The 13,916-nt window shown below is 44.0% G+C and carries 13 protein-coding genes; 12 read left to right on the forward strand and 1 reads right to left on the reverse strand.

From position 1 onward, the window contains the following. The first annotated feature begins 69 nt into the window (after positions 1–69). From AZH43_RS03345 to AZH43_RS03395, 11 genes are all read left to right on the forward strand, one after another. Positions 70–849, forward strand: coding sequence for a hypothetical protein (locus AZH43_RS03345; RefSeq protein WP_067666582.1), 780 nt, complete (start codon positions 70–72; stop codon positions 847–849). An 11-nt stretch (positions 850–860) separates the two neighbouring features. Next, positions 861–2,930: a hypothetical protein gene (locus AZH43_RS03350; RefSeq protein WP_067666584.1), complete on the forward strand. Its 2,070-nt coding sequence runs from the start codon at positions 861–863 to the stop codon at positions 2,928–2,930. Between the two features lie 108 nt (positions 2,931–3,038). After that, complete coding sequence (locus tag AZH43_RS03355) at positions 3,039–3,308, forward strand: hypothetical protein (RefSeq protein ID WP_067666586.1); 270 nt, start codon at positions 3,039–3,041, stop codon at positions 3,306–3,308. A gap of 12 nt (positions 3,309–3,320) precedes the next feature. Next, complete coding sequence (locus AZH43_RS03360) at positions 3,321–4,427, forward strand: hypothetical protein (RefSeq protein ID WP_067666588.1); 1,107 nt, start codon at positions 3,321–3,323, stop codon at positions 4,425–4,427. Further along, entirely contained in the window at positions 4,427–4,984 is a 558-nt protein-coding gene (locus AZH43_RS03365; RefSeq protein WP_067666590.1) for a hypothetical protein, read from the forward strand. The genes AZH43_RS03360 and AZH43_RS03365 overlap by 1 nt, the downstream gene beginning before the upstream one ends. Positions 4,985–5,006: 22 nt before the next feature. After that, entirely contained in the window at positions 5,007–5,309 is a 303-nt protein-coding gene (locus AZH43_RS03370; RefSeq protein ID WP_067666592.1) for a hypothetical protein, read from the forward strand. Positions 5,310–5,453: 144 nt separating this feature from the next. Continuing rightward, entirely contained in the window at positions 5,454–7,217 is a 1,764-nt protein-coding gene (locus AZH43_RS03375) for a hypothetical protein (RefSeq protein ID WP_067666594.1), read from the forward strand. A 70-nt stretch (positions 7,218–7,287) separates the two neighbouring features. Further along, the gene (locus tag AZH43_RS03380; RefSeq protein WP_067666596.1) at positions 7,288–7,923 is read left to right on the forward strand and encodes a hypothetical protein; all 636 of its coding nucleotides are present in this window, start codon (positions 7,288–7,290) and stop codon (positions 7,921–7,923) included. Continuing rightward, entirely contained in the window at positions 7,916–8,917 is a 1,002-nt protein-coding gene (locus AZH43_RS03385) for a BspA family leucine-rich repeat surface protein (RefSeq protein WP_067666598.1), read from the forward strand. Before AZH43_RS03380 ends, AZH43_RS03385 begins: the two co-directional genes overlap by 8 nt. Positions 8,918–9,040: 123 nt before the next feature. After that, positions 9,041–10,339: a hypothetical protein gene (locus AZH43_RS03390; protein ID WP_067666600.1), complete on the forward strand. Its 1,299-nt coding sequence runs from the start codon at positions 9,041–9,043 to the stop codon at positions 10,337–10,339. An 18-nt stretch (positions 10,340–10,357) separates the two neighbouring features. Beyond that, on the forward strand, positions 10,358–11,134 hold the full coding sequence (locus tag AZH43_RS03395; protein WP_067666602.1) for a hypothetical protein: 777 nt from the start codon (positions 10,358–10,360) through the stop codon (positions 11,132–11,134). A 136-nt stretch (positions 11,135–11,270) separates the two neighbouring features. On the opposite strand, the gene AZH43_RS03400 is transcribed toward AZH43_RS03395, so the two are convergent. Continuing rightward, the gene (locus AZH43_RS03400) at positions 11,271–12,890 is read right to left on the reverse strand and encodes an oleate hydratase (RefSeq protein WP_067666605.1); all 1,620 of its coding nucleotides are present in this window, start codon (positions 12,888–12,890) and stop codon (positions 11,271–11,273) included. 383 nt (positions 12,891–13,273) lie between these two features. Between AZH43_RS03400 and AZH43_RS03405 the strand changes: the two genes are divergently transcribed. Then, complete coding sequence (locus AZH43_RS03405) at positions 13,274–13,915, forward strand: hypothetical protein (RefSeq protein ID WP_067666607.1); 642 nt, start codon at positions 13,274–13,276, stop codon at positions 13,913–13,915. Position 13,916: the final 1 nt, after the last annotated feature.

The raw sequence follows: 13,916 nt of genomic DNA on the forward strand, positions 1-13,916 counted from the left end.
CAGCTCCCTAATTTTGAGCGGTGGAGTGCTTAGTATTCAGCTTTATCGTTAGAATTCGAGTACTGAATAATGAAACAGGTATTTAAGACTGTAAACCTGCTGGCGGCAGGTGTCCAATTGCTCGGAGATTTAAAAGGGCCACTCCTGAATTTTAAGAATAATGTGCGCCGTAATAGAAATGACCCCAGCCCTAAATATAAGCAGCTATTTACACCTGAAATGATTAATAAAGCCTACTTAAACCCAGCGCTGCAGCTGAAAAATTTCGGACATTTCATTATTGTGAATGCACGATATACAGCAGTTGCTGCGGTGCAAGGCAATACGTCTAAAACACGAAAGACGGTAGTTTTAGAGTTTAAAGAAAATAGGGCTATGAGTATTGACGATATTCTACAGCTTTTATCCACATACCCTGCAGCAACACTCAGTGTTAATGATAATGGTGAGGGTAAATTCCTAGGCCAGTTATTAAAGAAAAACGGCATTTGGTATATGCCAGTGCACTGGGGTGGAAACTGCTTTAGTAATGACAATCGTAAAGAGTATGTCAATAAGCGTGCACAGTCTTATGCCTGCTTATCTTACGCAGTCAATACGTATAGCTTTAAAATTTGCCAGCCGCACAATAACGAAAAAGTATTGAAAGAACTCAAAAGCATTCGTTACAGCTTTGATGAGCGTTCACGCTTTAGAATCATGCCAGTATCTGAGATGCGTGAGATCGGGCTTGATGTTCCAGATATTGCAGATTTATTTGCCCAGATTTTTTTAGAAGGTACCGCGTATTCATTGGAACTAAACAGTCCTGACTTATCCACGCCAGCTAACAATACCCAAAGTGATTAATTGGGTGGATTATGGCAATTCAGTTTTATTTAACGGATGACGGTAGAGCTGCAGTACTTGATGCGGAAAGTATGGGCCTAAGCATTGCACTGTCGCATATCGGTGTGGGCACAGCAAAATATAACCCTCAGACTGCAGCATCTAATACAGCGCTGGTTGCTGAGTTAGAGCAATATCCGCTCAATGGTGGCAGTGTTGAGCCAGTATCAAGAACGCTGCGCTTTATTTCAAATATTGAACCGACTGTGACGGCAGACTGTTTTGAAATTGGCTTATTTACTTCTTCGGGTATTTTATTTGCCATTGCTTCTACGACGGGGAATTCGCCTTTAATTCGCTTGGTTGCAGATATTGTATGCATAGCCACGTTTGGCATGAAGGTTGAGGACATCAATGTAGAGAATCTAGTAGTACAGCTAGATCCGCATGCACCTGTTTCAGTGGCATTGATGAACCAGCATTTAGCACATTCCAATCCTCATCCGCAGTATCCATTATCAACTGATCTGGCGAATGTCATTTGGCATGTCGGTTCATGGCATGGAACAGACAGCACTCAATATGATCCATCGGTAGCTTTAAAACCGTTGTTTGGTTATGACACTAGCTGGATGCTGCTGCCCCATATTCCTTATGGGGTCGAAGATATCAGCCAGCCTGTTGGCGCTGTCACGGGTATTTCTACGGGGTCAGCAATTAAAGCCTTCACAACTCGCATATGGAAGCGCCTGCGTGATGGCACATCCGAGCCAGCTTACAGCTTAACTGCTGATAAAGCCGTGGTTGATGAAGGCGGTAAAGTTACTTTCAAACTGGTTACCTCTGGGCTGGATGAAGGAACGCCCGTGGATTGGCTGATTACCGGCATTCAGGAAGATGATATTTCACCAAGTGCTTTAAGCGGTCAATTTATCGTTGATGCCACAGGTAAAGCGTCCTATACCCTAGACGTTGTGGAAGATAATAAAACCGAAGGCAATGAATTTCTGAAATTCGCTTTAACATACATTCCCAACAAACAAGCTACTGTTCTGATCGTGGATACAAGCAAATATCCAGAAGGTGTAATTACCTATTATGAAGGAATTCATGAGATTGAGATCCTGCCAAATCAAACTGTGCAATTTCATTTGCACGGCGCAATGGGCGGCGGCGGCGGGTCAATTTGGTCTGGTTCAAGCGCTTCAGCAAATGCTACAGACGGCGGGGAAGTATCCTGCACAATTGATACATCAATATTAACTGCTGGTGGCGGTAAAGCTGGTTCAGGCGGTGTGTGGGGTAACGGGTCCGCTTATCATAATGGTCAGCCGGGTAAAGGCGGTTTACCTGCAGTCCTTGATTCAGGCAATCTTTTTGAGCAAATTGAAGAGACAGCCGGTATTGATGCAACTACATATAGTCGCTGGGGGACACAAAAAGGTGCAGATGCGCTGTCATCAATTCTAGGTCAAATGACGGGCGGCGGTGACGGTGCCACAGGTATCGGAGATGAGCGCTGGTCATTTGGTGGTGCGGCTGGTTCTGGCGCAAGGGTAAGGGCTGTGTTTACCAATATCAGCAGTCAGCGTGTCACCGCTCGAATTACTGTCGGTAAATTCGGTGAAGGCTGGAAAAGCTGGGGTAATGCAGGTACAGACGGCGGGATCGGATTTGCGATCGTAGAAACCTACAATGACAACATCGAAGAAATTGCACCCCCAGTACCAGCTTTAACGATGAAGAACATTGCCCCAATCACTGATCCAGCGCCAGAAGATGTCGTTACAGTGAGCGGGACAATCTTAACCAATGGCATTGCAATGCCTTATGAAGTCAAAGTGAAAGTCGGTGCAGCTGAAGTCAGTGCGGTGATCAGTACAGAGCAAAATTCTGATAATAGTTATGATTGGTCAGCAGTTATTAACGTTGGAGGCTTATCGCAAAATACGCTGGTCAAAGCGCAAGGGAATGCAAAGCACTTAATCTATCCCGAATTAATCAGTGAATTCAGCAACGCCGTTCAGAAAACTCTAACAGTTATGATTACGCCTGAGCCTGAGCCTGAGCCTGAGCCTGAGCCAGAACCTGGAACAGAGTAATCTCAATTTAAGCCCCACGGATATGTGGGGCTTTTTAGTTTGGAATTGGCAGGTTTGTATTATTTATCTGGCAACTACCATATTTAAAAACGGCTTGAAGCAGCAGCAATGATTAATGAATACCGCAATGCCATCCGCGACCATATCAACCGCTTAATTAAGCAGGGCAAGTTGAATCAGCTGATTGTCTGGGATATTCAGCAGGACGAAGCTCAAGATCCAACACTATTGAGTTTAAGAATGTACGGTTCAAGGGCATATACAGACGCTATTCAGGTTGCATGCGGCACCAGCGGCATCTGGGAAAAACTGCCGGTTAAAAGAATAGCGGTCCCCCTGATCGCAGATGTTCTTGAATTTCGCCGTGAATATCTCTAAGGAATATGACTCATGGCTAATCCAACTCCTGATCAATTGCAGCAAGCTCATAAGCAAATGCAGGAAGCGCTGCGAAAAGGCGGGCTGCGCCATGATCTTCAAGGCCGCAGAAGTGCTGACAGCAAGCAGCGCGGCGAAGCTGATAAAGAATTCAACTATGATGAATTCGGCAGAAAAATTCCCAAGCCTACTTTTTTAAGACCTGCAGATATTGAAAAAGGTGAGAAGTACGATGTTGAACGCGTGCTGTATACAACACTTGGGCAGCAGAAAGGAGAAGCCCCGAGAAAGATCACCCGCGAAGATATTATGGCCTTCAAGGACAATATTGACCTTTTGCGGGAGCATTATTCTACAGGCATCAGTATTCAAAATATTATCAACTTAAGTCATGCCGATGATATTGACCGCGCCAATGAGCAAATACATCTTGTTGTGCCGCTCAGCCGTAAAGACAGTCTTGTGCATCTGATGACCAATGCAGGACCGAAAAGCAAGGTGACGAATCATCACGTTGAAATTGAGTTCAGCAGCTTCAGTTCATTGGTTTCAAGCACCAGTCAAAATGCCGTCAACTTGGTTAAGCGCTGGTTATCCGGCGGCAAAATTAAATTCGAGTGTGACTGTGAGCGGCATACATTCTGGTACCGCTATATGGCTACGATTGGCGGCTATGCCTTAGGGCGTAAGGAAAATGGCTACCCGAAGCTTAGAAACCCTTTATTGTCTGGTGTGGCATGCAAGCACGTCCTGAAAGCAGTGCATTGGATTCAATCTCCATCAGGCATTGAGTACCTTAAAAAGGAAGTCCAAAAAGACCGGACCAAGCAGCTCAGTGTACGGAAAAAACAGACAGATCGGCAAATCTTGGCAGAATTGGACCAGCAAATAAGTGACTTGAATAAAGCCACTAAAGGCAAGATTCAGCCAAATGTGCAAAAAGCTGAAAAAGAAATGATCCGCCGCGCAGCAAAAGTTGCGAAGGAGTATTTTGCTGAGCAGGGAAAACAGGCCAAACACTTTCAGGATGCGCAGGACCGGACAAAATACACAGAATGGCGCAATAGTGGAATTGTGACTGATGATGTTTATCAGGAATTGATGCGGAGATTTAAATAATGCTGAATAGAGCAGTCAACCGTGTAGCCAATGGCCGCCATATGGCCGCGCGCCGTATTGTGATGAATACCCTGACAAGTATTCCAGCTCAGGTTTGGCGCAAGCGCATTGTGTACAGCAATCCGGTTGAAGCTGGTAAGCCAGCCGATCCGCTTTCATTTGAAGCCAATGCGCTGTCTATTCAGGATGAGCCGAACTATGAATATGATCCGGTCGGGCATGCTTTTGTACTGGCTGACAAGTTCAATGGCGGCTATATCCATAAGAACAATTCTCTGAATAACCCTTCAGATCTGGCGATTTTGGCACAGGTTGAAGTCTATGATGCTCATTTGTCCACTTTGGCGGAACAGTTGCTGCAGGTGCCGGATACTGTGCTGAATGAAGGTGACTTGCTGGGGCTGATGGTCTACGAGGGTTTTATTTTGTGGTTTGAAATTGTTGGAATCAGTGGGCAAACATTGATGTCTGATTTCGGCAAAAAGTATGTGTTGAACCGCCGTGATGAAATTGGACTTGATCCAGTGAAAAGCGAAGTTGAATCTCGAACAAACTAATTTTTTTAGCAGGGTTGAAGCAATGTCTTATTTAATTTTTCAAGAACACGCAAAGAAAGCGGGTGATCAAGGGGTGGCAATCCAATGCACTTCAGCAATTTTCAATTACCAGGTCATTGGTGCAGGTGCAGCAGTTGAATTCTCTGGCAGCAATAAGCCCGATGCTGACCCGCTTGTCGATGAACATTGGGAGCCAATTGTGGCCTTGCAAGCCGGCATTCCTGATTCAGAGCTGTTTCGGCAGCATGCGTGGGATAAGATCCGCTATACAGTGACTGCAGGCGAAAGCGTTGAAATTTATGTCTCCAGCGGTGTCAGCGGATAAGGATGCTTTGACGGCTTTAAAAAACCTGCAGTCAAGCAGGTTTTTTTATTTAAGTAATATCATTGGAACTGTATAGAACAGCCTTTTCCAAGTCATGCGAATCTATTTCCATCAAAGATTTTAGACCCATGACAGGTAAAAAATATGTCTCTATCTGATTTAATGCAGCAGCAATTCAAAGCGCAAATGCTTGCAACACAGCAATGCCAGAACTATTTCTATAAAGACGGTGAAGAAACTGGCTTTGACAGCGCTATGGGTATGCCGGAAATTCGCCCACAGGCGCTGAATGAATTACTTGATATTATGGGCTTTGACAGCGCTTCTGATGTCGATGAAGCGATTAAGACAGGGATCAGCCAGTATCAATATTGCCACGGCGGCGAATTGCCTCACCCATCCATCATTGCAACGGCATTAAGCAACGGTGTCGCCATTGCTAAAAAAGTTTGCAGCTACAGTGATCAAGCGACTCAAGGCTATGCAGATTTAGAAAAAGGCTTTGATGACATCAGCAATACCCATCAAGAATCAGTCAGTATCGTGCCAGCACTGTCAGTGACCACAATTGCAACAACGATTGCGTATGCCTCTCCAATTGTGGCTTATATTCCAAACAGCAACGGTTCAAATGAAGTACCGATTGTTGCTGCGCGTTTTGTCACTGACCGCACATTTGGCGCCATGGAAAAAAATGATTATCTCGATGGTGTACAGGCGGCAAAGCCATATGCTGAAGGGCGCTTCCGTTTTGCGCTCAGCAATGGCGGGGCTGGCGCCGTATATACAGTAGTCGCACACACGCATTATGCGGACTATGCCGCTAAAACACCGGATATCAATGCGCCACTGCTGCCATTTATCAGCGGTAATGTTTCTATTCGTATTGCGGGCAAAGAAGTTGCGCACACCCGCAGCCGCAGCAAATCTAAACTTGCAGGCTCTATTTCTGCGATTGCTGAAAAAAATGCAAATATTGGCGGCGAAGTATACTCAGTGACTTCCAGCAATATTAATTTGGATACCAGTTCGATTTCAGTCACCTTGGATAAAGAGCTTCCTGACGGCATCAAGCTGGAAGTGTGTTTAATTGCTGATTTTGAAGCACGTGATGCTGCCAATAAATTCAAAATGGAACCGGTTGGCGTCAGCATGGAGCCTGAATACGAAACATTGGTCAGCGCGCCGATCATGACGCAAATCCGGGCATCGAAACTGCTGGTCAATCAGATATCAAGCGAACTGAAAGTCGGTTTTGTAGGAACTGCATTAGGACTGATGCAAGGTAAAATCTATCTTGAGCAGACGATCCGGCTGTTGGGTGAAGGTAAAGACCGTGCTTTATACAATGGCCGAGAGTTTACCTTTGATGCTTCCCGCGGTGTAACGGGCAATTTAGCTGCGGCATATAACACTTCTGGCGATTTGTTCGGCGAATTCATGAAGTATCTTGAAGCGGCGAAGTTAGGGATTGTTCAGGATTCTGGCGGCGCTACAGTCGGTTTTGATTTGTATGTCGGCGATACGGCTAAAATTTTCTTTGCACAGCTGTCATCAGACAAAATGCCAGTGAAAACAGGTGCTACTGCCGGCCATGGTCAAATTGTACGGATTGGTACATTGGCTGACGGCACTAATGTTTATCACGTGCCAAGCTCTGCCGCTGTGCTGAATGAAGCAGGCCAAGCTTTTGAAATGCTGCTGATTGGCCGAGGTAATGAACCAGTACGCAATCCATTTATCGGCTTTACGGAAATGCCGCTGACAGTGAGTGAAGCGACTCCAGATCCGCGTGAACAGCTGATTGCCTTAATTGGATCACAGGCTGCAGAACTTAACCCGCTGGACCGCTATGCTGATCAGTTTGCATTGATCAACGCGATCAACATGCCAAAACTCAAAAACTAAAATTCAGTAAATTAAGGCGCATTGAATATGCGCCTTATTTCATTTTCTAATTTGATTAAGGGTGATTAAGATGACTCAAGCCAACCCAAATGTTCCAGCAGAAAAAGCCGCTGCAGCCAAAAGACGCACCGCTAGACCGAAAGCCGCTGCAGCGACTGAAGTTCTTGTTTCAGCTGATGCTGAAGTGCAACAAGAGCTGCCGCAAGCAGATGCAGAACTGCTAGCTGCAGATCATTCGCCTGCCACAACAGAACAGCTTGAAAAAGTTGATCCTGTAGAAAAAGAAGAAAAGGACCCTGATCAAGAAACAGGTCATTCACTGTCATCAGCAGAAACTGAGTTACTGGCGGAAAAACAGAAATCAGAATCAGCGGATTTGTCCGATAAAGCAAATGATGAAGTTGTTTCGGCTCCGGCATCAGTCATTTCAGAACCTTCAGCTGCTTTGCAAAAACCAAGTGATAACTCAGAAAGCAAGGCGGTTGCAACTTCTAAAAAAACACAAGCCTCATCACAGCACCGCATATACGTAACTGTTAAAAATATGGGTATGCAAGCTGTATTCGAGCCGCTATCCAAGACATCAATTAAGCCAGGTGAATCAGTTGTAATTGGCTGTAAATCAAATCAATTCAAATCGGAAGTTGTAAATAACTTGCAGCAGTTTATTGGCCTAGGCAAACGATTGGAGATCAAAAATGCATGAATATAACGGCTCAAATTCGCTGCTTGATGCACTGGGTGACGTGCCTAGTGTTAAAGTCATCAGTATGACAAATACCTCTGCTTATGCGGTGACAGAGCCATTAACGCAAGTGCTTTTGAAACCAAATGAAGTCACTGTTATTCAAGTTACGGGTGCGGCGGCTTTAGAGCAAATAATTTCTAATTTAGGGCAAATTAATGCCTTAAAAGCAAATATTATTCAGCATGAATTACATGAGCCAGAGAATTCTGAAAATTCCATGGTAATGCGCGTTTCAGAAGAAGCGGATTTCGTGACACTGGCCATAGGCGGCGGACCATTCCAGATTGACTGGGGCGATGGTACAGCTGAGTTCATCACAGAAGGGTATGTAACCCATGAATATGCCGCCCGCGCAGAATGGCGTATTGTCATTGATAAGGAACAGGGAAACATAAGCCCGTCACCAATGATGTTGGGTGTTGCTGTTGGTATCAAAGAAGTGATTGCGTGGTGGGGTGAAGGGTACGAAGTTTTACGATTTATTGATTCTGAAGAAGATAGGCTTCAGGATAAGCTGATTAAAGTTCCAAACATTGCACCTCAAGTATTTTCGCTTGAAAGAGGCGAATATTCACCGATTTTCTGTGCATGCACTAAAATTAATGATCCAAACATTAGCGAATGGGATGTGTCTTTATGGCCGAATTTGGGCGGCATGTTCCAGCTTGCATCGGCATTCAATCAATCGCTAAATAAGTGGAATGTATCGAATGCTAGAAGCATAAATGCTATGTTCCAGTATGCATTGGCATTCAATCAGCCGCTAAATGAATGGGATGTGTCTAGTAATGACGGCAACATGGTCAGCGCTTTCGAAGGTGCAGAATCATTTGATCAAGACCTATCCGGCTGGTGTGTGGGGAATATTCTGTCAGAGCCGCAAGCATTTGCAGTCGGTTCCGCATTGCAACCTCAACATATGCCGGTTTGGGGGACTTGTCCTGTCGAATAAGTTCTTTGTATAAAAACTATAACTCTGCTTCGGCAGGGTTTTTTTTATTGGAACTAATAAAAATTTTGCCCAGCGCGTACTGCAAGAATAAAGCTAAGAATTTTGCCGCAGGCAGTCATCATAATGATTTTAAATTTAGACCAGCAAGGTAACTTGAATCTGTCAACATCATCAGATGAAGAGGCGGTTTTTAACCTTGAATTGGTGACATACAGTTACTTGGCAGATGCACAGCTTGAAGCTGCATTTATCAGTAAAGTTTCAAATCCAGAACTCTCAGATATTGTCTTGCGTCTTCGTATTGTGGATTCAGTCAATGGTGATGAAATTATTAAAATTCAGGGAGCGCTGGATGAAGACCCTGACAATTTGGCATCTATTGTCGCTGTGGCTGACGCAACAAAAGAGTTTGAAGTTTTTGAGCTCGCCTTGCCGCAGGAACCAAGTGATATTTTGGAGGCTATCAAGAGCTCAGAGGCCTTTAACTCATCCAACAGCCTAGGTCGCAGCAAAACAGTCATTGAATTGCCAGATGATACGTTGCCGGCATTTGATGGTGATGAGATTTATACCATTCTGACCAATCAGGTCGAGCCGCCGGCCTATATTGTCCTGCCGCAAACAGATGACCTGCCGATATATGTGGCGGCACTGCGCGCAGCGGAAAAATTGAATATTCCGCTTGATGCTGAAATCGACCCAACCATTACAGCGGAACAAGCAGCGGAATTTGCATTATCCATGGATGCCCAGTCGCACCGCGTTCAATTCATCTGGTCACCAAATCTTTGCCGAGCGCGAGATTCAGTTTCATTAAGCGGGCGAAAAATACCTGCGCCGTATATTGGGCAATATATCGGTGACAAGCTGTTGCGCAATGCACGTACTGATGCAGAAGGCTATGCGCCGCTGCATGTCGCTGTAGCATGGAAGGATTTTCCGTTCCGTAAAAAAGCATTAGAGCTTCGTCCCGATATTGTATTGGATGAGCCGACGGTAGAAATGCTGGCTAAAGCCAAAGTTAATGTCGTGCGTCCAATCAAGTTTAAACAGGGCATGCGTTATGTGCTAAGTGATCTGCTGACTCAGCGCCAAAGCAAGAACAGTGCGCTTCGCTTAGTACCGGCAGCTGAAATTGCCATGCGTACATCCAATGAAGTGGTTTCAATCTTAAAAGAACATATGCTGAAGCCGACTTCCAGTTATTTGAAAGATGCCAGCGATGACATTGACGATTATCTATCTGGCGCCGTGACTGCCGGATGGCTGAAGCCTGCTGATGATTTAGGCGGTAAGCCATATGCCTTCCGTTTGACGCCGGATAAAAATTTCCCATTTGAACGTGTGCGCCTTTACTTAGCGCGGCGTCCTGAAGGCGCAACACGGGCAGTTATTTTTGATGAAGACGTTTTAGTTAAATAATTTTAGGCAGGTGAAAATATGTTTGGTTCAAAAAACCCTTTAAATGCAAAAACTCAGAATTTACTTCTGCGAGAATTTGATTCAGCTGCTGCGGAAATTAAAACTTCTGTTTCAGCATTAACCAGTTCAATTCGTGAAGAACTTTCATTTATTGAGCACGTCCGTGAACAAGCTTTAAACATTGTTGCGGAGCTTGCAGATGCAGTGACTGAAGGAACGCTTGAAGAAGGTGAGCTGCCATCGGACCGATTGGACTTTTTGATTTTGGAGGTGATCGACGGCGCTGATGATGATGAAAATACATTAGAAAATGCTGTATTAGAATCAATTGCAGATGCATTGGCCACATTTGGGGTTGATGATTCTATTATTGAAGAAATGATGGGTGAAAATGTCGAAGCGGCCGATGCTGCGATTGAGGCGGCGGCAAGCACTGTAATTGCCAATATGCCAGACGATGGTGATCCGCTGGATGATTTGGTGCGTGAATTCATCTATGGCGAGCCAGATGAAATGGAAAGCGGCTTTGATGCTGCAACTGGGAAAAAACTGTCCCGCGGAAAAATGACCACAAAATCTTTCAACGGCAAGAAAATCCGTTATAAAGCTATTGCTGCAATTCGCAAGGGGGTAAAGACAGTTGTTAATAAACGCTTACCAGGGCAAAAAGTTCGCTTATCCAGCGACCAAAAAGCGGGTTTGAAAAAAGCGCGCTTAAAATCGACTTCTGCAAACTCGATCCGTAAGCGCATGAAGTCGTTGCTTAAAGGTAAAAAACTTGGATTGTATAAATAACCAAAATTGCGCAATTATAATTTATTTCATTTCTTAGAGTAGAACTAAAGTTATCAGTTAATTTTATAATTTACCGATACTAAAAATAAGAGCGCTTATGGGCGCTCTTATTTTTATATCCGATAATTGGGTTAAATTAATGAAACACAGTTTCAAGTGCTTTTAACCCTACTTTTGGGTCTAGCAAACCATTGTAGATGTCTGGAATTTCTCGATTTACACCAAAAAATTCATAAATAGCGAGCATAGCGCCACGCACTGAATATTCAACAGTAAAAACCACATCATCTTCGATTTCTACGAACTGCCCCAAAAAGGCGAAGTTTTTTGAACCATGTGGAATAACTAAAGGACGGTCACCAGGTTTGCGGCATGCGAACAATGCGGATGCATACGGCATCATGGCTGTCGTCACATCAGTTGTATCTAAAACATGTTCTAAGATGTCATCAAAACCAAGTTGCTTAACGAGTTCAGTTAAAATCTCTTTACCTGTTGCTTCACACATTGGTTTCTTAATGTAGTTACCTTGATGGTCTATTTGGAAACCATAGCCCCACAAAGTGTATATACCTTCCGGCAAATCGGCAAAATGGGGCTGTGCAGGAACAACAATTGATAAGTGCCAGCCAGATTCAAACCAAGTCATCAGCGCGCCTGTACCGGGCTCATTACCCGTATAGTCAATGATACGCTTTAATAGCACATCATCTTTCATTGTAAGGGTGAACGATTCCCATTTATGCTCATCGACGTTGCCGCAAAAAGTCATCGGGCGTCCAAAATCAGGGGCTTTTTTGGCTAAAGTTTCCCACAATGTCCAGCCATGATCCAAACGATCACGGATTAAAGGTGGCACATCATCATTGCCTCCATAACGTGAATCTGCAGTAATTGATCCTAATGTGAATATAGCTAAGTCTTGTGGTTTAACTTCAATCTGCTCTGTGCCCTCAGGCAGCTTGACATATAATCGCGTCGCTTGGCGCTCTTGAGTTTGTGCGTCTGTGACAAAGTCTGCATCAGTCACATAATTTCCAAAGCGAACATCAACACCTTGTGCCGTCAACCAGCGTTGTAGAGGCAAAATCATAGAATCATACTGATTGTATTTAGTACGTTTTACGCCAGCGAGGGTATGAATACGTGGTAATTCCTGAATGAATCGTAAAAAATAGCGACGCAATTCGGCGGCGCTATGCCATTTTTGAAAGGCAAAGGTGGTACGCCACATGCGCCAGAAATTGGTGTCAAAAAAAGCCTCATCAAAAAATTCGTCAATACGCCGGCTACCAATTTTTTCCTCTTTAGAGGCAAGTAGGCGCAACATTTGTGCGCGGTGCATTGTGTTAAGTCCTAACTTTGCAGCGTCAGCAATATTATGTTTTGAATCAATCAATCGCGCTTGAGCATGAGTTTTAATCTGCTCATTGAATTGGCGGCACTCTTCACGTACAGAAATTTCCGGGTTTTCTAAAGAAGGAATACTGGAAAATAAGTCCCAAAGGCATAAATAGGTTTCATCTGTTAACATACGCCCGCCACGCGTCACCCACGCCTGAGCAGCATGTGGGGTATGGCCGCCGTCCATTGATCCGCCGGAGATATCAAGCTCTTCCAGAATATGAATGTTTTTTGCAGGAACTTTGGCATCACGGATGGCAAAAGCCGCCGCTGCCATACCTGCAATACCTCCGCCAATAATCCAAAGATGTGAATGCTGCGGATCCAAAGCACTGCGTTTATTATTTTGCATTGTTTGCCCTCGATTGATAAAAATTATGTGTGGTAGGTTTTTAAAACCATAATTTTAGTATGTCTTTTTATATATGAAAAGTGTATGAAATTTAAAGTATTTAAATAACTATTTTTGTAATGAAGAATCCATTCTTAATAGTTTTTTTGGATATTTTATTAAATACATTAAAAATTTTGGTGATAAATAGGGAGTGTTAAAGTTCGCTTTTAAATCCTTCTAAGAACTGAAACACTTTAATAGAAGATATTCAATTTTTTTACTTTCAGCTAACGGGCTATAAACTTTAATTATCAATAAACTAAGTCATGGATTGGAACATGCTAAAAAAATAGACCAATCATTTGTCAAAATAAATTATCAAAAGACATTTGAGAAAAGCGATGCGTCAAGTCAATCCTATTTTACTCAATCAGTTAAGAGCTGACTATTTAGCAATTAAGCAGCTTGGTTCTCCTCTATTAGCCTGCCAAGGAATGTTGGTGCCGCGCGGCATGGAAGACTACCGCTTGCTGATCAAGAGCTGCCCGCGTCCAATAGTCAGCAATGAAGATCCAGCGGAAGTGCAATACCCTGGCGGGTTTACAGGCATTGTTGCAGGTGTACCTAAAACGCACTACACAGGCAACTTGCAGATGTTGGTGACTGAAGCTGGCCATGATCAGATTTTTGCAGATTATATTGTTGCCAATGGCGGAATGATTGACTGCGATTATTATGATGGCCGTGTAGACAGCTTTACTCGGGCATATTTTCTGGAGAATTGTGCAATCCGTTTTGAAATGGCTGAATACGATTCGGATAGCCGCTCCCAAAATATGACTGTTTCATGCCCGATAGACTTTAACTTTTTCGGCAACTTCGCAAATATTGGCAGCAATGGCACCATCTTACCGGGCTTGCGTCAAATCGAAGGTACTCAAGAGCTGATCAGCCGTGTGCAGACTGTGATTGATACAGCGCTGTCAGCTACGACGAGCTTGCAAAGCAGTGTTACACGTCAACTAGGATCTCTTTTCGGATAAA

Origin of the sequence: Acinetobacter pragensis (genome assembly GCF_001605895.1) — a bacterium.
In the GTDB taxonomy this organism is placed as follows: Bacteria; Pseudomonadota; Gammaproteobacteria; order Pseudomonadales; family Moraxellaceae; genus Acinetobacter; species Acinetobacter pragensis.